Below are 23,522 nucleotides of genomic sequence, written 5' to 3'. Positions count from 1 at the left end.
TTGAGTATTATTCGTTGTCAGATTCTAGTGGTTCTTCAGATTGAACTTCCTCGGAAGAAGATAAAGGTGCTTCAGCATCAGAAGAAGTATCAGGAGTTAAAGATACATATTCTCTAGATGTAGCCTCTTTTAAGTCTTCGTCTAAATCAAAGTCTTCATTTTCAAAATCATCTGAGAACTCATCTTCATTATTGCAACGGTGATTCTTTTTACTGAAATAAGCAACTGTTCCACCAATAGTAGCGCCAATAGCAACCAATCCGAAAAGTCTTTTTCCCCATTTATTATTTGCCATGTTAGTATACTCCTTTCATTACTATTAATGTAGTATTACTATTGTAATCCATTTTATGTAAAAAGAAAAGGCTTATTGAGAATAAAATATAAGTATGTTAGAATATTTGCTATAGGAAGGAAGAGAAGTGGTAGAATGAAAGCGAAGAAAGCAAAAAGTGGGATTTTTAAAATTATATTTAGTAGAACTGCTTTGGTAGCGGCATTATTATTGTTTCAAATTGGGTTAATGATAGCAACCATTACTAGTATCGAGCAATATGCCTTTTCAGTATATGTAGGATTTATTATTCTTAGTATGATTGTTATTATTTATATTATTAATAGAAAAGAAAACCCAGCATTCAAAATGTCCTGGATTTTGTTTGTAACGTTTATTCCGATTGTTGGGACGGTGTTTTATATTTTTATGCAGATTCAGCCAGGTACAAGATATATAGGAAAAAGATTGTCTGTATTAGGAAATAAAACAAAGCCGTATATGACTCAAAATGATACAATTATTGAGGAATTACGAATTTCAAAGCCAGCAAATGCAAATTTGGCGCACTATCTTTCAAAGCAAGTTGGTTTTCCAGTGCATAGAAATACAAAAGTGACTTACTTTAAAATAGGAGAAGAAAAATTTGAAGAATTAAAATGCCAGTTGGAATTAGCAAAACATTATATTTTTATGGAGTATTTCATTGTAGAAGAAGGGGTTATGTGGGATTCTATTTTGGAAATTTTGAAGAGAAAAGTGGAAGAGGGCGTTGAAGTCCGTTTTATGTATGATGGGATGTGTAGTATTGTCCTTCTTCCTTATCAATATCCTAAAGAACTAGAAGCAGTGGGAATTCGTTGCAAAATGTTTAGTCCGATTAAACCAGTATTATCTACACATCAGAATAATAGAGATCACAGAAAAATCTGTGTTATTGATGGACAAGTTGCATTCACAGGAGGGATTAATTTAGCTGATGAGTATATCAATGAGAAAGAACGTTTTGGGCATTGGAAAGATACAGCGGTTATGTTGCAAGGAGAAGCAGTACAAAACTTTACAATGATGTTTTTACAGATGTGGAATGTAACTGAGAAAAAAGAAGAAAATTTTGAAAAATATCTCACTCCAAAATCAAAAGAGTTTAGACGAGAATTGGGATATGTTTTACCGTATGGAGATAGTCCATATGACAATGAAAATATTGGCGAACAAGTATATTTTCATATTTTAAATCATGCTAAAAAATATGTGCATATTATGACACCATATCTTATTTTGGATAATGAAATGGTAACAAATTTAACGTATGCGGCAAAATGTGGAATTGAAGTAATTATTATTATGCCGCATATTCCAGATAAATGGTATGCGTTTGTATTGGCGAAAACATATTATGAAGAGCTAATCAATGCAGGAGTACATATTTATGAATATACACCGGGATTTGTTCATGCAAAAGTTTTTGTATCAGATGATGATACAGCAACTGTTGGTACAATTAATTTAGATTACCGAAGTCTGTATTTACATTTTGAATGTGGTACATTTATCTATAATAATCAAGTTGTTCGAGATATTGAAAAAGATTTTCAAGAGACGTTGAAAAAATGTCAGAAAGTTACAATTACAGATTTGCGTATGCGAGGAGTAATAGAAACGGTAACAGGACGTGTGTTACGGCTTATTGCTCCATTAATGTAATAGTAAGTCCAACCAAGAAAGGGAAAAATTGGTTGGACTTGTTTATATTAAATTAAAAAAATTTATTGTGTTTCTTAATAAAAGAGAGTATAATCGTGAGGTAAAAAAGCAAACTTATATGTAATTGAGATTTATAGGAGGATATAGAATGGTTAAAGCAGTAGTAGGTGCTAACTGGGGTGATGAAGGTAAAGGGAAAATTACAGATATGCTTGGAGAAAAAGCGGATATCATCGTTCGCTTTCAAGGAGGAGCAAATGCAGGCCATACAATTATTAATGAATATGGAAAATTTGCTTTGCATACTTTACCATCTGGAGTATTCTATGAACATACAACAAGCATTATTGGAAATGGAGTAGCGTTAAACATTCCAGTATTATTTGAAGAAATTCAAATGATAATTGACCAAGGTGTTCCGATGCCGAAAATTCTTGTGTCTGATAGAGCACAGATAGTTATGTCATATCACATTTTGTTTGATCAATATGAAGAAGAAAGACTAGGTGGAAAATCATTTGGGTCTACGAAATCGGGTATCGCTCCATTTTATTCAGATAAATTTGCAAAAATTGGTTTTCAAGTAAGTGAGTTGTTTGATGACGAATTGTTAAAAGAAAAAGTTGTCCGCGTATGCGAACAAAAAAATGTATTATTAGAATATTTATATCACAAACCATTATTAAAATCTGAAGAATTGTATACAGAATTAAAAGAATATAAAAGAATGATTGAGCCGTATGTATGTGATGTGTCTTTGTTTTTACATGAGGCAATCAAGGAGGGAAAAGAAATTCTTTTAGAAGGTCAACTTGGTTCATTAAAAGATACAGATCATGGTATTTATCCAATGGTAACTTCTTCTTCTACATTGGCTGCATATGGTGCAATTGGAGCAGGTATTCCTCCGTATGAAATAAAACAGATTATTACTGTTTGTAAAGCGTATTCAAGCGCGGTCGGAGCAGGAGCCTTTGTGAGTGAAATTTTTGGAGAAGAAGCGGATGAATTGAGACGCAGAGGTGGTGATGGTGGTGAGTTTGGTGCGACAACAGGACGTCCAAGACGTATGGGATGGTTTGATGTGGTGGCATCAAAATACGGTTGTAGAATGCAAGGAGCGACGGATGTTGCGTTTACAGTGTTAGATGTACTTGGATATCTTGATGAGATTCCAGTTTGTGTTGCTTATGATATAGATGGAGAAATCACAACGAATTTCCCAACAACACATCTTTTAGAAAAAGCAAAACCAGTATTAGAAATTCTTCCTGGATGGAAATCAGATATTAGAGGAATTAAGAAATATGAAGATCTTCCAGAAAATTGTAGAAAATACATTGAATTTATTGAAGACAAGTTGGGGTATCCGATTACAATGATTTCAAATGGGCCGGGAAGAGACGAAATTATATATAGAAATAAATAGAAAAACAACACTTCATTAAAGATTAAATCTAAAATGAAGTGTTGTTTTTTATAATAGTTGGATATTACATTCTTCTGCTTTTTTGGAAATGGGTTCAGGCCATATAGAAGATTGCACTTCTCCGATATGAGCTTTTCTCAAATAAAACATACAGATACGAGATTGTCCGATTCCTCCACCTACAGTGTAAGGGAGTTCTCCGTGTAGAAGAGAGTTTTGGAAAGTTAACTTAGCCCGATCTTCGCAGTTTGCAAGTTTCAATTGGTGTTTTAAAGAAGTTTCATCCACCCGTACACCCATAGAAGAGAGTTCTAAGGCAATATCAAGAACTGGGTAGTAAACAATGATATCCCCGTTTAATTCCCAATCATCATAGTCTGGAGCACGTCCGTCATGTTTTTCGCCGGATGATAATACTTTCCCGATTTGAGAAATAAAGACTGCGCCTTTTGCTTTTGCAATGTGATACTCTCTTTCTTTCGGAGTACAATCAGGATACATATTTTCTAGTTCTTGGGATGTAATGAAAAAAATTTCATCAGGTAAAATTGTATCAATATAATTATAACGTTTAGAGATATGTTGTTCTGTTTCCTTTAATGCGCTATAGACATGCCGTACATTATGCTCTAATGTTGCAGTGTTTCGCTCTTCTTTGGAAATTACTTTTTCCCAATCCCATTGATCTACATAGAGGGAATGAATATTATCCGTATACTCATCTCTGCGAATAGCAGTCATATCTGTATAAAGTCCTTCCCCAGAATGAAAACCGTAGCGTTTTAATGCATATCGTTTCCACTTTGCAAGAGAGTGAACAATTTCAACGGCGGTATCATTTTGTTCTTTGATTCCAAAAGAAACAGGACGTTCAATGCCATTTAGATTATCATTTAACCCGCTTTCGGGCTTTACAAAAAGAGGGGCGGAAACACGAGTTAAATGGAGCGATTTAGCTAATGCCCGTTCAAAATGGTCTTTAATCTCTTTAATGGCAACTTCTGTCTCGCGAATAGACAGAGGGGAATAATAGCCTTCTGGTATTGTTAATTGTTGCATCGTTTTAAATCCTTTCTAAAGTGTCAAATTATGTTCAGTGTGATACATCTCTATGAGAATGTCAAGAAAATCTTAAGAAATAAACAGAAAAGATTTATAAATAATACATATATTTATCACAGGAATTGCATATACTATATGGATAGGAGGTAATGATATGCAACAAAAAGACAACAAAAAAAATCAAGAAATTATCTCTATTGAAGAGTATTTATATAAAAGAAAAAAGATTAAAGAGCAAGAACAAAACCAAAGAACTACTTATAAAATGGTAACAAAAGAACAAAAAAGTTCTGCATTAATGTTAGCAGAACTTTATATGTAAAACTAGTTTTCTTCATCGTTATTTTGTTTTTTGGTGAGCTTGTATATTAGAGAGTAGGCATACAGAAGCACAGGTACTAATATTGTTAAAGCAATAGAGGCTTTAAATAAACCTAAGGATTTGCTTGTATCAATAAAAGCAAATAAAAGTGTACTTCCGTAAAGAGCAATAAGAAGAATTACTCCAATAATGGCTAAAATACGTTTTGTTTTTTTCATATTCTTGTCCGTCCTTTATACATGAATTATATTTTAAAAGTGTTATCTGTATTTATTATAACAAAGAAATAAGAAAATTTGTAAAAGTTTTTGAAAAACATACGGATATGGTATATAATAGGTATATTAAAATGAAGAACAAAAGGAGAACATAGAAATGAGCTTATTAGAACAATGGAGAGATACTGCTTATTCAAAAGAAATGGATAAAGCAGAATTACAACAGTTTTGGGGAACATATTTCCAAATTGAAAAAGAAATTTATGAGAAATTATTGGGGAATCCTGATGAAGAAGTAAAAGGAACAGTGAAAGAATTAGCTGAAAAATATGGAATTGAAGTATTTACAATGACAGGATTTCTTGATGGAATTAATGATAGTTTGAAAGAAGCGAATCCAATTGAAGAAATGGAAGAGGATACAGTTGTAAGTCTTGCATTTGATAAAGAAAAATTATATAAAAATATGGTAGATGCAAAAGCAGACTGGTTATATGAACTTCCACAGTGGGATAATATTTTTACTCCAGAAAAAAAGAAAGAATTATACAGAGAACAAAAACAGTCAGGAACAATTCGTAAAGAGAAAAAAATTGGAAGAAATGATCCATGTCCATGTGGAAGTGGTAAAAAATATAAAAAATGTTGTGGTAAATAATTAATGGATAAGTAAAGGGTGTAAGAATATATGGTTCTGACACCCTTTGCTGTTATATGGAGGAATGTATATGTCGAAAGCTTTTTTTAGTATGGGAATATTGTGTATATTATATTATTTGCTTATTGTTTTACATACACGCAACTGGAAAGCTACATTTTCAAGATTTTGGGTTGTTTTTGGCTTGCTACAGTTTATTTTGGGTTTGGGTGTGAATAATATGAAAAAGAAGATGTATCTTCCCGTTCAGATAGGATTTACGACATTATTTTTAATTTTTTTAGTTGTAATTATTGTAATTTTGAGTGCTATGGTTCCGACTGGATTGGAAGAAGTATCTGTGCTCATTATTTTAGGCGCTTGTGTAAGAGGAAAAATTATTACTGGTTCTTTGCAAAAGAGGCTAGATAAAGGTGTAGAGTATCTTCGTTCTCATGAAAATACAAACGTAATTGTATCGGGGGGAAAAGGAATCGGTGAAGAAGTGACAGAAGCATTTGCTATGAAAGAATATTTAATTGGTAAAGGGATAAATCCAGAAAGAATTGTTGTGGAAGAATTATCGCATTCTACAGAGGAAAATTTAAAATATAGTTTGAATTATATCAAAAAAGCGAATGAAAAAGTGGGAATTGTAACAAATAATTTTCATATTTATAGAAGTGTGAAATTAGCAAAACAAATAGGATATAAGGACGTTGTTGGTATTGGAGCAGGAACAGATCCAGTGTTGTTTTTAAATTATTTAGTTAGAGAATTTTTTGCAGTTGTTTATCTTGTACTTTTTCATAAGTAAATGCTATAATAAAAAGAGTTTAATTTTGGAAAGGATTTTACAATAGATGAAAACAGTAATTATAGGAATTGCAGGAGGTTCTGGTTCAGGAAAATCAACATTTACGAATAGGTTAAAAGCTACATTTAAAAATCAATTAACTGTGATTTATCACGACAACTATTATAGAAGCAATGATGGTGTTCCGTTTGAAGAAAGAAAGAAAACAAATTACGATCATCCGGATGCATTGGATACAAAACTTTTGATAAAGCATTTACGAGCATTAAAGAATGGAGAAACAATCGAAGGACCGACATATGATTATGCAAAACATAATAGAGCGAAAGAGAAAGTAACATTACACCCAACAAAAATTATTCTTGTTGAAGGTATTCTTGTTTTGGAGAATAAAGAATTGAGAGATTTGTTGGACATCAAAATCTTTGTGGAAGCAGATGCAGATGAGCGTATTTTGAGAAGAGTAATTCGAGATGTGCGTGAAAGAGGGCGTTATGTCGAAGATATTGCACAACAGTATTTAACAACGGTTAAACCTATGCACTATATTTATGTAGAACCAACTAAAGCGATGGCAGATGTTGTTATTAATAGTGGAATGAATGATGTTGCCTTTGATTTAGTTAAGACAAAGATAGAAACTTTGCTCATTGACAAATAAAGCGATAATGTTATAATAATATGTATATATGAAAACACGTTGATGAGAAGAGTAGAATGTGAAAGGATACAGAGAGAGAAGTCATTGGCTGGAAGCTTCTTATTTCGGAAACATTTGAAAACTACCTCTAAGTGATAGAAAACTGTCCGGTGATTCCGTTATCATCAATAGAAGTGGTTCTGACATTGTCAGTACAATTAGGGTGGAACCGCGAGTGAATGTACGCTCGTCCCTTGCAGTGAATTAGTTCATTGCAAGGGATTTTTTGTTACTATCTATATAGAGAATGTTATTGAACATTTTAGTGATAAAGTGAGGAGAGAAAATAGGATGAAGGCATATAAGCATAAAGTACAGTATTATGAAACAGATCAAATGGGAATTGTTCATCATTCAAATTATATTCGGTGGTTTGAAGAAGCGAGAACCGATTTTATGGAACAATTGGGAATGGGATATGATGAAATGGAAAAAGAAGGTATTTTAAGCCCAGTTTTAGAAGTAGAAGCCACATATCTTCGTATGGTTCGTTTTGGTGATACTGTTACAATTACAACAAGAATTAAAGAATATAATGGGATTAAATTAACCGTTGCCTATGAGATTCATAATGATAAAACAGGAATGATACATTGTAAAGGTGTTACAAAACACTGCTTCTTAACCAAGATGGGAAAACCAATTTCGTTAAAAAAAGAGTTAATTGAGTTCCACAATATGTTTACAAAAGGAATAGAGGATTCACAAAATAATAAAAATGAAGAAGAAGGAGAGAAATAATGAAAATTACATTAAAAGATGGATCAGTAAAAGAATATGAAGAAATAAAATCAGTATATGATATTGCATTAGATATTAGTGAAGGATTGGCAAGAGCAGCTTGTGCAGGAGAGATTAATGGAAAAGTAGTTGATTTAAGAACAATGGTAGAAGAGGATTGTTCTTTGAATATTTTAACAGCAAATGATCAAGAAGGGCTTTCGGCACTTCGTCATACAGCATCCCATGTACTAGCAGAAGCTGTAAAAAGATTATATCCAGAGGCTAAACTTGCCATAGGACCATCAATTGATACAGGATATTATTATGATTTTGAACACGCACCATTTTCAAATGAAGATTTGAACGCCATTGAAAAGGAAATGAAAAAGATTATTAAAGAGGGTGCAAAGATAGAACGCTTTGAACTTCCTAGAGAAGAGGCAATTGCGTACATGGAAGAAAAAGGAGAACCGTATAAAGTAGAATTGATTCAGGATTTACCTGAAGATGCTGTGATTTCATTTTATAAACAAGGAGAATTTGTAGATTTATGTGCAGGACCACATTTGATGAGCACAAAAGGTGTAAAAGCATTTAAATTAATTTCATCTTCAGGAGCTTACTGGAGAGGTGATGAAAAAAATAAAATGTTAACTCGTGTTTATGGTACTGCATATGCAAAAAAAGATGAATTAAAAGCACACATGGAACATTTAGAAGAAATTAAAAAGCGTGATCATAACAAGTTGGGACGTGAAATGGAATTATTTACAACTGTAGATGTTATCGGTCAAGGTCTTCCATTATTAATGCCAAAGGGTGCTGCAATTATTCAAACAATGCAGCGTTGGATCGAGGATGAAGAAGAAAAACGTGGATACATGAGAACGAAAACACCTCTTATGGCAAAAAAAGATTTGTATGTAATTTCTGATCATTGGGGACATTATAAAGAAGGAATGTTTGTTCTTGGAGATGAGGAAAAAGAGGGAGAAGAGGTATTTGCGCTCCGTCCAATGACTTGTCCATTCCAATATTATGTGTATAAACAAAGCCAGAAAAGTTATCGAGATCTTCCTTGCCGTTATGGTGAAACTTCTACTTTGTTTAGAAACGAAGATTCAGGAGAGATGCATGGTTTGACTCGTGTAAGACAATTTACAATCTCAGAAGGACATCTTATTATCACACCTGAACAAGTTGAAGATGAATTTAAAGGGTGTGTTGATTTAGCAAAATATTGTTTAACAACACTTGGTGTAGAAGAGGATGTAACATATCGTTTATCTCTTGCGGATCCAGATAATATGGATAAATATCTTGGAACAAGAGAAATGTGGGATGAAGTTGAAGATGTTATGCGTAAAATGTTAGATCATCTTGAAATTAACTATACAGAAGAAACAGGCGAAGCAGCATTTTATGGACCTAAATTAGATATTCAGGCAAAAAATGTATACGGTAAAGAAGATACAATGATTACAATTCAGTTAGATATGTTCTTAGCAGAAAGATTTGATATGACATTTGTCGATAAAGATGGAGAAAAGAAACGTCCATACATTATTCATCGTACAGCAATGGGATGTTATGAAAGAACATTGGCATGGTTAATTGAAAAATATGCTGGCTTGTTCCCAACATGGCTTTGCCCTGAACAAGTACGTGTTCTTCCAATATCTGAAAAATATCATGATTATGCACATGAAGTATTGGAAAAACTTCGTGAAAATGGAATTAAATGTACAGTAGACGATCGTGCAGAAAAAATAGGATATAAAATTCGTGAAACACGATTAGATAAAGTTCCATATATGCTTGTTGTTGGAGCAAAAGAAGAAGAAGATAAAGTTGTGTCTGTACGAAGCAGATTCTTAGGAGATGAAGGACAAAAATCATTAGATACATTTATTGACGAGATTTGTAAAGAAATTCGTACAAAAGAAATTCGTAAAATTGAAGTAGAAGAGAATAAATAAAAAGGATTTGGCAATGCTATCTCTGAAGAAAAAAAGATAAGGAGGTAGCAAAATGCCAGAATTGAAATGTTCAGTGCAGACTTGCGTGCATAACAAACAATTTTTATGTGATTTAGATGCAATTAAGGTAGGTGGAAATTCTGCTAAAAATGCAGAAGATACTTGTTGTGATAGTTTTCAAGAAAGGAAAGAAGATAATTACAGCAATAGTTACAATGATGTTACAGAAAGTAGAGCCTCTGATCGAAGTGAAATTGATTGTAAAGCTACAGAATGTATGTACAATGAAAAATGTCACTGTCATGCAGGAAAAATTAGTGTAGAGGGAAGCAACGCCTGTGATTGCGGGGGGACAGAATGTGCAACGTTTAGTTGTAAATAAATAAAAATGAAGCTGTCACATTAAGAAATTAGTGTACAGCTTCTATTTTTGTTTTAGAAAAATATAGAAAGAATAATACCAGAAAGTGCTGAAGTGAGATAAAGAAAACTTATAATTTTACTCACTTCTTTTTTGTTTATTTTCGTTTTTAATAGTACAAGAATTCCTACACCACAGGCAGAACAAAGTCCAGAAACAAGCGAAGAAAATCCGATGAGATTATCAAGATAAAGTTCGCATAGAAGTAAGGAAGCGGCACAGTTTGGAATTAATCCAATGAATGCAGTTAAAAGTGGCTGTAAAATAGAGCCTCCAAGTAAAATATGAGTTAAAGTATCAATACCTATTGATTCAAGAAGCAATCCAAGTCCCAAAGAACATATAAATAAATAGGAGAATAATTCTGCCGTATGTCTTAAAGCAGCCAGAAAAATTCCGTGAGAATGTTGACAGCCATGACATTCGCAGATGGTTGCTTGTTTTGGCGGAGTGAATTTATCTTTCAAGAAAAAGTTAATTAGGTATCCAGCAATGACACTAATAATAAATTTTGTGATAAGAAGAGGAATAAAAATCTCCTGGCCTTTAGGGTCTTTAAATAAAATTAAAGTTGATTCGTCTGTAGAGGAGATCAACAACGTCAATAGAGAACCAGTAGATAGAATTCCACCTGAATATAAATTTACTGCAAGAACAGGAATGGCACATTGTGGAATGCAACCAAGAAGTCCAGCTAAAAAAGGATTTAAAGAAATATGTATTTTTTTAGATTGGTGCGAAACCCATTCTAAAAGAAGGAATGCAAGAAATATAAATGGAAGAATATGTATACTATCCAGTGTAGTATCTTTTAAAATATCAATTATCATAAAAATCACCTCTAGTTCAGTATTATCTCACGTATTAGTGTATGATGCAAGTATAGAAAACTTGACGTGTTTTATTTTTAAAGGTTATAATAAAAAGGTCAAAAAATGAGGAAGGGAAAAACAAATGGAAGAAAAAAATAAACAGAAAAACATAGCACCAAGAACACAAATGAAAATAAAACAATACTTTATGCGAGGATTAACTTCGTTTTTGGTTGTAGTGGCATGTATAGCCTGCTATTTTGCTTTTTTAAGAGTAGATGATATTGCAGAATTTCTTGGAAAGATAGGCGGTATTTTGCAACCTATTATATTAGGACTTGTATTTGCTTATTTATTAAATCCGCTTGTAACTCGAATAGAAAATATAATTATAAAAACGTTTGAGAAAAAAGCAAAAAGCAAACAGAAATTACAAAAATTTTCAAGAAGTATAGGGATTATCGGGGCGTTGCTCTTAGCTTTTGCAGTTGTTATTTTATTATTGAATATGATCATTCCTGAATTGTATAGAAGTATAAGAGATATGATTATGAGTCTACCTATGCAAATTAATAATGCCATAGATTTTTTGGAGAGTGAACGGATAAATGATACAGCTTTTTCTGCAACGGTAAAAAGTGTTTTGGAAAATGGGGCAGAGTCAATTCAATTATGGTTAAAAACAGATTTACTTACACGGATTAACCAAATGATGTCGTTTGTAACAGTAGGTGTGTTTAGTTTTTTTGAAACAATGTTTGATATTGCTGTAGGTGTTATTGTTTCGGTTTATGTTTTGAATAGTAAAGAAAAATTCACAAGTCAGTGTAAGAAGATTACATATGCCTTATTATCAAGAGAGCGAGCAAACTTGGTATTACAAGTAACAAGAAAAAGCCACGAAATTTTTGGTGGATTTGTCATCGGAAAAATTATTGATTCAATTATCATTGGAATTTTATGCTTTATCGGTTTGAGTATTTTGGATATGCCATATACACTTTTAGTTAGTGTTATTGTGGGGGTGACAAATGTTGTTCCGTTTTTTGGTCCGTATATTGGTGCAATTCCAAGTACAATATTAATTTTATTATCTGATCCAGTTAAAGGAGGCTACTTTATTATTTTCATTCTTGTTTTACAACAATTTGATGGAAATATTTTGGGACCTAAAATTTTAGGGGATTCTACAGGATTGAGTGCGTTTTGGGTAGTGTTTTCTATTTTGTTAGGTGGAGGATTATTTGGATTTGTGGGAATGATTATGGGAGTTCCAACATTTGCAGTTCTTTATTATTTGTTTGGTATGTATATTGAAAAAAAATTAGAAAAGAAGAAATTACCAAAAGAATCGAAAGAATATGAAAAAATCCAATCTATAGAAGAGGAGTAGAAAATATGCCAATTTGCGTACAAAATGACTTACCTGCAAAGGAAATCTTGGAAAAAGAAAATATATTTGTTATGGATGAACAACGTGCAGTTCATCAAGATATTCGTTCAATTCGGATAGGTATTTTAAATCTAATGCCACTAAAAGAGGATACTGAATTACAGTTATTGCGTTCGTTATCGAATACACCATTGCAAGTGGATGTTGTATTTGTTCACGTAGTAAGTCACAAATCAAAAAATACAAAAACAAGCCATTTAAATAAGTTTTACATTACTTTTGAAGAAATCAAAAATCAAAAATTTGATGGTTTTATTATCACGGGAGCGCCAGTAGAACAACTGCCATTTGAAGAAGTTGATTATTGGGAAGAATTGAAAATGATAATGGAATGGACAAAAACGAATGTGACCTCTACTCTTCATTTATGTTGGGGGGCACAGGCAGGAATTTATTATCATTATGGGATAGATAAAGAACCGTTGGAAGAAAAGTTATTTGGAGTGTTTTGGCATAAAGTGTTAAATAGAAAGATTCCGCTTGTGAGAGGATTTGATGATGTATTTTTAGCACCACATTCGCGATATACAAATGTGCCAACAAACAAAATAAGACAGGATAGTAGATTACATATTTTAGCAGAATCAGAAAAAGCGGGAGCGTTTCTTGTCATGGCTGAGGAAGGACGTCAGATTTTTGTTATGGGACATCCAGAATATGATAGATTGACTTTGGATCAAGAATATAAAAGAGATAAAGCTAAAAATATACCAATCGCTATTCCTAAAAATTATTATGAAAATGATGATGAAACAAAAAAGCCGCTTTTGACATGGAGAGCAGCTGCGAATAATTTATATACAAATTGGTTGAATTATTACGTATATCAGGCGACACCGTATGATATGGTAGGAACGCCGTTTAAGGATGTATGTAAATATTAAAAAATTAGGAATACGTGAGGAGAATTCTTATGACAGCTAAAGAGATGTGGAACAACTTTGTTAGCAAAACTAACATAGATAACGAAAAATATGTAGATTGGTCTTTCGGTGTAGAGGCTGATTTACTTGCAAAATTAGTTGAAACTGGAGAAAAAACCGCTACTGCTTCCGCTTATCAATTATATGAGTTGGAAAATGAACCATTACCTATAGTTGGGGAATATAACATAATTTTAAATTCTAAAAATGAAGCAATCTGCATTATTCAAACAAAGAAAGTATATGTTACAGCTTTTAAAGATGTAACAGCTGAACATGCATATAAAGAAGGAGAAGGAGATAAATCTTTACAGTTTTGGAGACAAGTGCATGAAGAATTTTTTGCTAAATGTTTGGAACAAGTTGGATTTAAATTTTCGGTTGACATGAAAGTAGTGTGTGAAGAATTTGAAGTTGTTTATAAAAAATAAATTATAGAGATTATATTGAATTTTATATCTGATTTTCAATTATTCGTATAAACACTATACTTTCAAGGATTTGAAATATAGGAAAATATATATTTTACCACGATTGAATGAGCCTTGATATGACACAAAAAATAACATGGGAGATAGCACAAACATCTGTGTATCTCCCGTTTTTTATTCATGCAATATGATTACTTCATTTTGATTTCAAGATTGCTTTAATTCTTTTCTCTCTTATGCTTTGAAAATAACGTAATAAAATTATATCACGCTCTTTATTCGACAAATTTTGCAAAGCAACAGCAAGTTTCTTAGTTGATACTTGAATTAATAACAGTCATCATCAAAGAATTAAACTGTATTCTAATGATATATTCGAAAGAAGAGCAAGAAAAAAACTCGCACAAAACACAATGCTTGTACGAGTTAAAATATTGATAAATTTAATTTTATGCGGAACTTTTAAAGAGTAACATTATTATTTATATTATCAGATATTATTGACTCTTTAATCTCATGAAATTTTTTCTTTATGTAACTTTTACCACTTTTTTGATATTTGTACCATGTAATTAAACTACCAACCATTAAAATGATGAGTGTTAAAGAAATTGAGTATTTGAAATCAAAAAATCTAAATAGCAAAAACATCACGCAAGAAGATAAAACAGTAGATATTATATAAATGATTCGTGTGTACTTATATACAAAATCATCGTGCAAAGATAAAAAATATTTGTCCCATTCAGATGCTGATTTATGTAATTGTTTACCTTTGAATATGAATGACAATATAATACACACTAATGCCATACATTTGGATATTAAAACTTTTATAAGTACAATTACTGCTAGTAATAATAATTTCATCATTAAAATTTCACTCCTTATATCTTGATACAAAAAGTATAAACTATACACTAACTGTAAAGTCAAGAGTTTTCATTAATCTTAATCATAATTTTGGTAATATAATCGACTTCATTTTTATTTGTATATTAGATTTATTATAGAATTTATAACGTAGCCGAGTATTTGGAGGGAAAGAAACTTTGTGAGTATTCGGCTTTGATTTTATCTTTATTGATTGTAGATTAAAAATAGATTTCTTGGAAGAAGATATTTAAAAGAGAGGTTTGAGGAAAGAAAAGGCTGTGTAAAACATTGTTAAGACTATGTAAAGTGTATTGAAACCAAAGAAAAAAGAGATAATAATTAGGTTTGCAAAACAAAAACCAAAAATAAAAAGGAGAATAAGATAATGATTCAGAAAACAAAGAAAAGTGTATTATTATCATTGGCAGTAGCAACAACAGTTTCTATGGTTGGAAATACACAGGCATTTGCATTTGGGGAATATACTCAAGAAGATGGTACAAAAAAATTAAATAGTGGGTTGATAGCAACACAGGATTACAAAACGTGGTATGACACAAAATGGAATCAACAACAAACTGGAGAGATGGATTCGGGAAAAGTTGTATTGACACCAGGAAAAAATGAGAAAAGTTTAAATTTTGCATGGTATTCAAAAGAAAAAGGAAATCCACAGATTCGTATTTCTGAAAATCAAGATATGAGTCAGGCAAAAATATTTACTGGAACAGTAAAACAAATTGAAAAAAATAATTTATTTAATACATATACAGCGAGTAATAAAGTAGTTGTAGAAAATTATTTAGAAGAAAATAAAATGTATTATTATCAGTATTCTATAGATGGACAAAATTGGAGTGAAGCTAAAAAATATCAAACCCACTCATTTAGTGATTATCAAGCAATTTTGGTGGGAGATCCTCAAATTGGAGCTTCGGGAAGTAATGGACAAGGAACAAAGGAAGATACAGATATTGCAGTAAATACTTATGCATGGAATAAAACTCTAAATAGTGCTCTTGGGGAGAATGGAATTGCTAAAAATGCAAGTTTTATTTTATCTGCAGGAGATCAGATTGATTATTCAGATGCAAACAATTACGCTGTAAGAGAACAGGAATATGCAGGATATCTTTATCCAGAAGTTTTAAGAAATGTTCCAGTTTCAACAACAATAGGAAATCATGAGTCAAAAGGAGATGACTATTCTTATCATTATAATAATCCAAATTCATCAAAACTTGGTGCTACGGAATCAGGAGGAGATTATTATTATAGTTATGGTGATGCGCTGTATATTGTATTAAATAGTAATAACCGCAATGTAGAGGAACATCGTCACTTGATGGCACAGGCAGTAAAAAGCCACGAAGATGCAAAATGGAAAATTGTAATGTTCCATCATGATATTTACGGATCCGGTTCGCCCCATTCTGATGTCGATGGAGCCAATCTAAGAATTTTATTTGCTCCATTAATGGACGAATTTAATATTGATATGTGTTTAACTGGGCATGATCATTCTTATGCTCGTACATATCAAATTTTAGATGGAAAAGTAATAGAAACAGAAGGTGTAGGAGAAGGTGTAAGCAATGCAGTAAATCCAGAAGGAACTTTATATATTGCAGCAGGTTCTGCTACAGGAAGTAAATTTTATACTTTAAATACAACTAAGCAATATTATCTTGCAGAACGATCAAATACACCTGTACCAACATTTTCTACTCTTGATGTTTCGTCAAATGAATTGACATTAAAAACATATGATTATGAAGGAAATAAATATGCAAATGATGTATCAATTAGAAAAACAGATGGAGCAACGTCTATTATAGAAGAAAAAGATGCAGTAAAAAAAATGGATTTAAGTGTTATGACAAGTGGATCAAAAATGAGAATTCAAGATGCATTGAAAAATGTTGATGTTATATTAGATACAAGAGATGATAGAGACGCTGTAAATGAGTTGACTAATAAATACAATACGGATGAAGATCCTGTAAATTATTATGGATATGCACAGAATGGTTATGGTGGCGAATTGAATAGCCAAGCGTTGAAAAAGGGATATTCAACTTTATTAGATAAAACATTATATGAAAATAATACAAATGCACCTGTGTCTGCAGATGCGCTTACAAACGCTTATGCAAATCTTACATATGCACAAAAAGAAGTGGTGACTACAACTGAATTTACAGAACTTGAAAATCAATTTGTGGATGCGGAAAAAGCATTAATGACCGCGATTGTTGGAAATAAAAAAGGCGAATATAAAAAGGAAACTGTAGATGCATTTAAAAAGACGTTAGAAAATTTAAAAGGACAAGCAGATGAAGCAAAAATAACAAAAAGTGAATTGACACAATTGAGTACAAAACTTGCAGATGAAAGAAATAAATTTGCTCAAAGTGCGAATGAAAAAGATTCCGAAGTACGTCCAGAACAACAACAGAAACCAAATGTATCGCATACACCGAACACAAATGTTTCAAATAATGGAACATCTGCAAAACCATCTAATTTGGTAAAGACAGGGGATGATGAACCAATTGGTTTGTTTGGAGTAACAGGAATTACAGCATTAGCAATTGCGTGGTTTTTAAAAAGAAGAAATAAATAGTATAAATGGACAGGACAGAATTTTCTGTCCTGTCTGATATATGGAGGAAATTGTGAAAAAAGGCATAGAAATGTTTAGAAAACTGAGCAAAAAAGAAAAGATGAAGCATATTTGTGTGTGGGTAGCAATTCTTTTGTTTTTTGTTTTTTTGTATTTTTTTAATCAATCAATAGAGAAAAAAGAGTTATTGGAAGAAAATGGGAATCAATTTGAAAAAGCAGAAGTAGTAGAGATAATTTCTGGAAAAAGAAATGAAGATGGAAGTCAACAAGGGACGCAAGAGATAAAGGTGCGTTTGAAAAGTGGCGAATTTAAAGGAGAGATTGTAGAAGCAACAAATATAGATAGTTATCTTTATGGAGCAGATTGCCAAGTGGGAACTTCTGTTATTGTGCAGGTAAGCGAATATAACGGGAAAGTAAGTGCTAGTGTATATAATTATAATCGAACAACAATTTTATTTATTATGATAGGTATTTTCTTTTTAACATTAGTTATAATTGGAAGAAGCAAAGGGTTTACATCTGCTCTAGGATTAATCTTTACATTTATTTGTATATTGTATTTATATTTACCTATGATGTATTTAGGATTTTCTCCGTTTTTAAGCGCTGCCATTGTAACGATTTTAACTACGTTTGTTACAATGTATTTTATTGGTGGTTTTTCGAAGAAAACAGCATGTGCGATTATAGGAACAGTAAGTGGTGTCATTATAGCTGGAATTTCGGCAAGTTTATTTGGAAAATTAGGTCGTATTACAGGGTATAATGTAAATAATATTGAAACATTGTTATATATAGGGCAAAATAGTAAATTACAGATTGGTGGGCTTTTGTTCTCGGGAATTTTGATTGCATCTTTGGGAGCTGTTATGGATGTAGCCATGTCAATATCTACTACGATTGAAGAACTACATTATCATAATCCACAATTGACGAGACGTGAATTGTTTAAAAGCGGAATCAAAATAGGAGGAGATATGATGGGGACAATGGCAAATACGTTGATTCTTGCATTTTCGGGTGGTTCTTTAAGTACGTTTATGGTTTTTTATGCATATGATATGCCATTTTTACAAATGATGAATTCTTATGAAATGGGAATAGAAATTATACAAGGAATAGCAGGGTCAATAGGTGTGATTTTAACAGTGCCGTTGGTATCAGTAGTAGCAGCAATGTATATGGGGGAAAAACATTACAATATTGAAAGAACATAATAATAAAGAAAATGGGTTGTCAAGCACAGACAACTTATTTTTTTAAACAAAAATATAGGAGTTGAAGGTTAAAAATTTTGTATATTATTTCGAATTAGATTTTGTTGACGATGTATTGAGCAAGTGGTACTATAGATAAGACACAGCAAAACAATATATAGTGATTATATTTGAATGTTAATACTAAATATAGAATTAAAGAGGTAAAAGGAAGGAGAGTATCTGTGATAAAAGTAATTAAAAAAGATGGAACAAGAGAAGAATTTAATGTACAAAAAGTCATTGTTGCAGTTAATAAATCGGCGTATCGTGCATTAATTAAATTTACGCAAGAAGATTTGGATTTTATTTGCAAATTTGTTGAAGAAGAAGTACATAAAATGGGGATAAACGAAATTAGGATTGCTCAGATGCATAATGTCGTAGAAGGTGCTTTGGAAAAAGTGAATCCCATGGTGGCGAAAAGTTATCGTGACTATAGAAATTATAAACAAGATTTTGTCCAGATGCTAGATGAAGTGTACAAGAAAAGCCAGTCAATTATGTATATAGGTGATAAGGAAAACAGTAATACAGATAGTGCCCTTGTATCTACAAAGAGAAGTTTGATTTTTAATGAATTGAATAAAGAATTATATAAGAAGTTTTTCCTTACAATTGAAGAGATACAAGCAATTCGAGAGGGGTATATTTATATTCATGATATGTCAGCGCGAAGAGATACGATGAACTGTTGCTTGTTTGATGTAAAGAACGTATTGCTTGGTGGATTTGAGATGGGAAATCTTTGGTATAATGAACCGAAATCTTTAGATACGGCATTTGATGTTATTGGAGATATTGTGTTAAGTGCAGCAAGTCAGCAGTATGGTGGATTTACAGTTCCAAGTGTTGATGATATATTGGAACCGTTTGCTGAAAAATCTCATAAAGCTTTGTTGGAAAAATATCAAAGTTTAGGTCTTTCGGAAGAAAAAGCTCATGAAGTTGCATGGGCAGATTTGGAAAAAGAAATGGAACAAGGATTTCAAGGTTGGGAATATAAGTTTAATTCTGTATCTTCAAGTCGTGGAGACTATCCATTTATCACAGTAACTTCTGGTACAAATACAAGTATTTATGGAAAATTGGCCACGATTAAAATGTTAGAAGTACGCAAGAATGGTCAAGGAAAAGAGGGACATAAAAAACCTGTACTATTTCCTAAAATTGTTTTTCTTTATGATGAAAATCTACATGGACCAGGAAAACCTTTGGAGGACGTTTTTGAGGCGGGGATTGAGTGCTCGAGAAAGACGATGTATCCAGACTGGTTAAGTTTAACTGGAAAAGGTTATGTCCCAAGCATGTATAAGCGATACGGTAAAATTGTTAGTCCTATGGGATGTCGTGCGTTTTTGTCTCCTTGGTATGAAAAAGGTGGAATGAATCCAGCAGATGAAAATGATAAGCCGGTATTTGTGGGAAGATTTAATATTGGTGCAGTGAGCCTTCATCTTCCGATGATTTATGCGAAAGCAAAACAAGAGAATAGAGAATTTTTTGAGGTACTAGATTATTATTTAGAACTTATTCGACAACTTCACATTCGTACTTATGAATATTTGGGAGAGATGAAAGCGTCTACAAATCCATTAGCATATTGTGAAGGCGGATTTTATGGTGGAAATTTAGGATTGTATGATAAAATCAAACCATTATTAAAATCAGCAACAGCTTCTTTTGGAATTACAGCAATCAATGAATTGCAGCAACTCTACAATAAGAAATCATTAGTGGAAGACGGAGAGTTTGCAATTAAAACACTAGAATATATTAATAAGCGTGTAAACGAATTTAAGAAAGAAGATGGATATTTATATGCGATTTATGGAACACCTGCTGAAAATTTGTGTGGTGTTCAAGTACAACAGTTCCGTAAGAAATATGGTATTGTGGAAAATGTTTCTGATCGCGAATATGTAAGTAATAGTTTTCATTGTCATGTAACAGAGGATATTACCCCAATAGAGAAGCAAGATTTGGAATTCCGTTTTTGGGATTTATGCAATGGTGGAAAAATTCAATATGTAAAATATCCAATTAACTATAATACAGAAGCGATTAAAGCTTTAGTTAGAAGAGCGATGGAAATGGGATTTTACGAAGGTGTAAATTTATCTTTAGCATATTGTGATGATTGTGGACATGAGGAACTCTCTATGGATGTTTGTCCGAAGTGTGGAAGTACAAATTTGACTAAAATTGATAGAATGAACGGTTATCTTTCTTATTCAAGGGTAAAAGGCGATACACGTTTAAATGATGCAAAAATGGCTGAAATCGCGGAAAGGAAGAGTATGTAATGCGATATCATAATATAACAAAAGATGATATGTTAAATGGAGATGGGCTGCGTGTGGTTTTGTGGGTGTCAGGATGCAATCATTGTTGTAAAGAGTGCCATAATCCAATTACTTGGGACCCAAATGGAGGACTAGAATTTGATGATGCGGCAAAGGAAGAACTTTTCGTAGAATTAGGAAAAAGTTATACTAGTGGAATTACGTTTAGTGGAGGAGATCCATTACATATTAACAACGTTTATGAAATTACAGATTTAGCAAAAGAAATCCGTGGGAAATTTCCGCAAAAAACAACTTGGCTTTATACAGGTGCATTGTGGGAAAATATTAAAGAAATGGAACTTATGAAATATATAGATGTTCTTGTTGATGGAGAGTTTGAATGCGACAAGAAAGATGCTAATTTGCATTGGAAAGGAAGTTCTAATCAGCGAGTGATTGATGTGCAAGAAACGTTAAAACAAGATAAAGTAATATTATATAACTAAGGTGGAAGAGATAATGAAAAGAATAGCAAAATTTCATAAAGTAAGTTATGAACAGTTTGAAGAAGGATGGAAAGATACATTTCCAAATACAAAAAAAGAAGAAATACAAAAAATTTATGAGGAAATAAAATTACCTAAAAGAGCAACAGCAGGGTCGGCAGGATATGATTTTTATGCGCCGATGACATTTTCTTTATCTCCTGGTGAAACAGTGAAAATTCCGACAGGAATTCGCGTGGAAATGGAAGAAAATTGGGTGTTGAAATGTTATCCAAGAAGTAGCCTTGGGTTTAAATATCGTTTGCAATTAAATAATACGGTTGGTATTATCGATAGCGATTATTTTTATTCGGATAATGAAGGACATATTTTTGCGAAAATTACAAATGATACAAATGAAAATAAAAAAGCGGAAATTTTAGCGGGAACTGGGTTTATGCAAGGGATTTTTGTGGAATATGGTATTACTTTCGATGATAATGTGACAAGTGTAAGAAATGGAGGACTTGGAAGTACAACGAAATAGTTTTGGAAATTTATTAAAAGAAAACGCAACATCTTTACTGCGTTTTCTTTTTTGTATATTTTTATTATATTTTGTCCATAATGATTTAAGAAGTGAATATGGAGGGAAATATGGTAGAAAAAATAACAACGAGAAAAGTAAGTGATTCACTTGTGGAAAATATTGATTATATGAATACAGTTTTGCCGGTGAATGAAAGTTTTGATTTGATTAGAAGAGATATTGTCATAGGGGAAAAGGAAAGTTCGTTCTATTTTATAGATGGTTTTACTAAAGATGATACGATGCAGAAATTGATGACTTCTTTTTTAGGGGTGAATAAATATGATATGCCGGAGGATGCTACAACATTTTCGAGAAAATTTATTCCCTATGTGGAGGTGGATGTTCTTACAGAATTTGATGATATTTTACGAAATGTTTTATCAGGAGTATCTTGTTTTTTTATTGATGGATATTCTGCTTGTCTTGCTATCGATTGTCGCACATATCCAGCAAGAAGTGTAGAAGAACCTTATAAAGATAAATCTTTGAGAGGGTCAAGAGATGGATTTGTAGAAACAATTGTGTTTAATACGGCATTAATGAGAAGAAGAATTCGTGATCCACATCTTATTATGCAAATGATGGATATTGGAGATAGTTCTAGAACAGATGTAGTTGTTGCGTATATGGAAGATAGAGTGGATAAAGAACTTTTGAAAAATTTAACAAATAGATTAGACAAAATGAAAGTGGATGACTTGCGAATGAATCAGCAAAGTTTGGCAGAACAGTTGTTTAAAAGAAAATGGTTTAATCCTTTTCCTAAATTTAAATTTACAGAACGGCCAGATACTGCAGCTGCTTGTCTTTTAGAAGGGAAGATTGTAATTTTAGTAGATAATTCCCCTTCGGCAATGATTTTACCGACATCAATTCTAGATATGATAGAGGAAGCAAATGATTATTATTTTCCGACAGTAACAAACGTGTATTTAAAAGTATCGAGAGCGATTATTACGGTTGCTACAGTATTTGTTACTCCGCTGTTTCTTTTATTTATGCAAAATCCAGAATGGTTACCGAAGACATTTGAATTTATTTTGATTAGAGATGTACAAAATATACCTATTTTGTATCAGTTACTGCTGCTAGAGCTTGCTATTGATGGTCTGCGTTTAGCAGCAATGAATACCCCGAGTATGTTGAGTACGCCTCTGAGTGTAATTGCAGGTATTGTTATGGGGGAATTTTCGGTAAAGTCGGGGTGGTTTAATAGTGAAGTAATGTTATATATGTCTTTTGTTGCTGTGGCCAATTATACACAACCAAATTTTGAATTAGGATATGCTTTGAAGTTTATGAGATTAATTTTACTTGTATTGACAGCATGGTTTGATTGGTTTGGATTTGTTGTGGGTTGCCTTATAGTTATTATTTCGGTTGTTTGTAATAAAACATTGTCAGGAAGAAATTATTTAAATATAAAATTAAATTAAAGTATTTTAATGATAGAGAAAAGATGGTATGATATATTCTATATAGACAG

23 protein-coding genes and 1 other annotated feature are annotated in these 23,522 nt (G+C 32.2%); of the genes, 18 read left to right on the top strand and 5 right to left on the bottom strand.

The window, feature by feature from the left end; all coding sequences use genetic code 11:
• Window positions 1-7 precede the first annotated feature (7 nt).
• Entirely contained in the window at window positions 8-295 is a 288-nt protein-coding gene (locus tag ACY2U7_RS04950; protein ID WP_461812508.1) for a hypothetical protein, read from the bottom strand.
• Between the two features lie 135 nt (window positions 296-430).
• Here ACY2U7_RS04950 and cls point away from each other — a divergent pair, with 135 nt between their 5' ends.
• Window positions 431-1,981 (top strand): cardiolipin synthase, encoded by a 1,551-nt coding sequence (cls, locus tag ACY2U7_RS04945; RefSeq protein ID WP_461812507.1) that lies wholly within the window; start codon window positions 431-433, stop codon window positions 1,979-1,981.
• Window positions 1,982-2,129: 148 nt separating this feature from the next.
• The gene (locus tag ACY2U7_RS04940) at window positions 2,130-3,410 is read left to right on the top strand and encodes an adenylosuccinate synthase (protein ID WP_461812506.1); all 1,281 of its coding nucleotides are present in this window, start codon (window positions 2,130-2,132) and stop codon (window positions 3,408-3,410) included.
• A gap of 48 nt (window positions 3,411-3,458) precedes the next feature.
• On the opposite strand, the gene asnA is transcribed toward ACY2U7_RS04940, so the two are convergent.
• The gene (gene asnA, locus ACY2U7_RS04935; RefSeq protein ID WP_461812505.1) at window positions 3,459-4,469 is read right to left on the bottom strand and encodes an aspartate--ammonia ligase; all 1,011 of its coding nucleotides are present in this window, start codon (window positions 4,467-4,469) and stop codon (window positions 3,459-3,461) included.
• Between the two features lie 157 nt (window positions 4,470-4,626).
• On the opposite strand from asnA, the gene ACY2U7_RS04930 reads away from it, so the two are divergent.
• Window positions 4,627-4,794 carry a hypothetical protein gene (locus tag ACY2U7_RS04930; RefSeq protein ID WP_461812504.1) on the top strand — a complete coding sequence of 56 codons (168 nt, stop codon included), beginning with the start codon at window positions 4,627-4,629 and terminating at the stop codon, window positions 4,792-4,794.
• 2 nt (window positions 4,795-4,796) lie between these two features.
• Here ACY2U7_RS04930 and ACY2U7_RS04925 read toward each other — a convergent pair whose 3' ends face one another.
• Window positions 4,797-5,012 (bottom strand): hypothetical protein, encoded by a 216-nt coding sequence (locus ACY2U7_RS04925; RefSeq protein WP_461812503.1) that lies wholly within the window; start codon window positions 5,010-5,012, stop codon window positions 4,797-4,799.
• A 157-nt stretch (window positions 5,013-5,169) separates the two neighbouring features.
• On the opposite strand from ACY2U7_RS04925, the gene ACY2U7_RS04920 reads away from it, so the two are divergent.
• The 6 genes from ACY2U7_RS04920 to ACY2U7_RS04895 all read left to right on the top strand — a co-directional run bounded on the left by ACY2U7_RS04920 (window position 5,170) and on the right by ACY2U7_RS04895 (window position 10,250).
• Window positions 5,170-5,670 (top strand): SEC-C metal-binding domain-containing protein, encoded by a 501-nt coding sequence (locus ACY2U7_RS04920; protein WP_461812502.1) that lies wholly within the window; start codon window positions 5,170-5,172, stop codon window positions 5,668-5,670.
• Window positions 5,671-5,740: 70 nt separating this feature from the next.
• On the top strand, window positions 5,741-6,466 hold the full coding sequence (locus tag ACY2U7_RS04915) for a YdcF family protein (protein ID WP_461812501.1): 726 nt from the start codon (window positions 5,741-5,743) through the stop codon (window positions 6,464-6,466).
• Window positions 6,467-6,512: 46 nt separating this feature from the next.
• A complete protein-coding gene (gene udk, locus ACY2U7_RS04910) occupies window positions 6,513-7,127 on the top strand; it encodes a uridine kinase (RefSeq protein WP_461812500.1) in 615 nt (204 codons plus the stop codon).
• Between the two features lie 30 nt (window positions 7,128-7,157).
• Window positions 7,158-7,364 (top strand) — a binding site (T-box leader).
• A gap of 93 nt (window positions 7,365-7,457) precedes the next feature.
• Window positions 7,458-7,907 (top strand): acyl-CoA thioesterase, encoded by a 450-nt coding sequence (locus ACY2U7_RS04905; RefSeq protein WP_461812499.1) that lies wholly within the window; start codon window positions 7,458-7,460, stop codon window positions 7,905-7,907.
• On the top strand, window positions 7,907-9,868 hold the full coding sequence (gene thrS, locus ACY2U7_RS04900) for a threonine--tRNA ligase (RefSeq protein ID WP_461815974.1): 1,962 nt from the start codon (window positions 7,907-7,909) through the stop codon (window positions 9,866-9,868). The genes ACY2U7_RS04905 and thrS overlap by 1 nt, the downstream gene beginning before the upstream one ends.
• Before the next feature lie 52 nt (window positions 9,869-9,920).
• A complete protein-coding gene (locus tag ACY2U7_RS04895) occupies window positions 9,921-10,250 on the top strand; it encodes a DUF1540 domain-containing protein (RefSeq protein ID WP_461812497.1) in 330 nt (109 codons plus the stop codon).
• 53 nt (window positions 10,251-10,303) lie between these two features.
• On the opposite strand, the gene ACY2U7_RS04890 is transcribed toward ACY2U7_RS04895, so the two are convergent.
• Entirely contained in the window at window positions 10,304-11,119 is an 816-nt protein-coding gene (locus ACY2U7_RS04890) for a putative manganese transporter (RefSeq protein WP_461812496.1), read from the bottom strand.
• A gap of 124 nt (window positions 11,120-11,243) precedes the next feature.
• Here ACY2U7_RS04890 and ACY2U7_RS04885 point away from each other — a divergent pair, with 124 nt between their 5' ends.
• Genes ACY2U7_RS04885 through ACY2U7_RS04875 form a run of 3 tightly spaced genes read left to right on the top strand, consistent with a single transcriptional unit; the run spans window position 11,244 to window position 13,908 of the window.
• Complete coding sequence (locus tag ACY2U7_RS04885) at window positions 11,244-12,494, top strand: AI-2E family transporter (RefSeq protein ID WP_461812495.1); 1,251 nt, start codon at window positions 11,244-11,246, stop codon at window positions 12,492-12,494.
• Between the two features lie 5 nt (window positions 12,495-12,499).
• Window positions 12,500-13,438 (top strand): homoserine O-acetyltransferase MetA, encoded by a 939-nt coding sequence (gene metA, locus ACY2U7_RS04880; protein WP_461812494.1) that lies wholly within the window; start codon window positions 12,500-12,502, stop codon window positions 13,436-13,438.
• 29 nt (window positions 13,439-13,467) lie between these two features.
• Complete coding sequence (locus tag ACY2U7_RS04875; RefSeq protein ID WP_461815973.1) at window positions 13,468-13,908, top strand: ASCH domain-containing protein; 441 nt, start codon at window positions 13,468-13,470, stop codon at window positions 13,906-13,908.
• 462 nt (window positions 13,909-14,370) lie between these two features.
• Here the strand turns inward: ACY2U7_RS04875 and ACY2U7_RS04870 are convergent, their stop codons facing one another.
• On the bottom strand, window positions 14,371-14,781 hold the full coding sequence (locus ACY2U7_RS04870) for a hypothetical protein (protein ID WP_461815972.1): 411 nt from the start codon (window positions 14,779-14,781) through the stop codon (window positions 14,371-14,373).
• 388 nt (window positions 14,782-15,169) lie between these two features.
• Between ACY2U7_RS04870 and ACY2U7_RS04865 the strand changes: the two genes are divergently transcribed.
• The 6 genes from ACY2U7_RS04865 to ACY2U7_RS04840 all read left to right on the top strand — a co-directional run bounded on the left by ACY2U7_RS04865 (window position 15,170) and on the right by ACY2U7_RS04840 (window position 23,472).
• Window positions 15,170-17,410: a purple acid phosphatase family protein gene (locus ACY2U7_RS04865; protein ID WP_461815971.1), complete on the top strand. Its 2,241-nt coding sequence runs from the start codon at window positions 15,170-15,172 to the stop codon at window positions 17,408-17,410.
• A gap of 52 nt (window positions 17,411-17,462) precedes the next feature.
• Window positions 17,463-18,632, top strand: a complete 1,170-nt coding sequence (locus ACY2U7_RS04860) for a YibE/F family protein (protein ID WP_461811845.1) — start codon at window positions 17,463-17,465, stop codon at window positions 18,630-18,632.
• A gap of 224 nt (window positions 18,633-18,856) precedes the next feature.
• The gene (gene nrdD / locus ACY2U7_RS04855) at window positions 18,857-20,977 is read left to right on the top strand and encodes an anaerobic ribonucleoside-triphosphate reductase (protein WP_461811844.1); all 2,121 of its coding nucleotides are present in this window, start codon (window positions 18,857-18,859) and stop codon (window positions 20,975-20,977) included.
• Window positions 20,977-21,465: an anaerobic ribonucleoside-triphosphate reductase activating protein gene (gene nrdG / locus ACY2U7_RS04850; protein WP_461811843.1), complete on the top strand. Its 489-nt coding sequence runs from the start codon at window positions 20,977-20,979 to the stop codon at window positions 21,463-21,465. Before nrdD ends, nrdG begins: the two co-directional genes overlap by 1 nt.
• Window positions 21,466-21,478: 13 nt before the next feature.
• The gene (locus ACY2U7_RS04845; protein ID WP_461811842.1) at window positions 21,479-21,991 is read left to right on the top strand and encodes a dCTP deaminase/dUTPase family protein; all 513 of its coding nucleotides are present in this window, start codon (window positions 21,479-21,481) and stop codon (window positions 21,989-21,991) included.
• A 110-nt stretch (window positions 21,992-22,101) separates the two neighbouring features.
• Entirely contained in the window at window positions 22,102-23,472 is a 1,371-nt protein-coding gene (locus tag ACY2U7_RS04840; protein ID WP_461811841.1) for a spore germination protein, read from the top strand.
• Window positions 23,473-23,522 lie beyond the last annotated feature (50 nt).

The organism is Faecalimonas sp., from assembly GCA_029264305.1.
Lineage (GTDB): Bacteria > Bacillota > Clostridia > Lachnospirales > Lachnospiraceae > Faecalimonas.
This window is presented reverse-complemented; position numbering and strand designations above follow the sequence as displayed.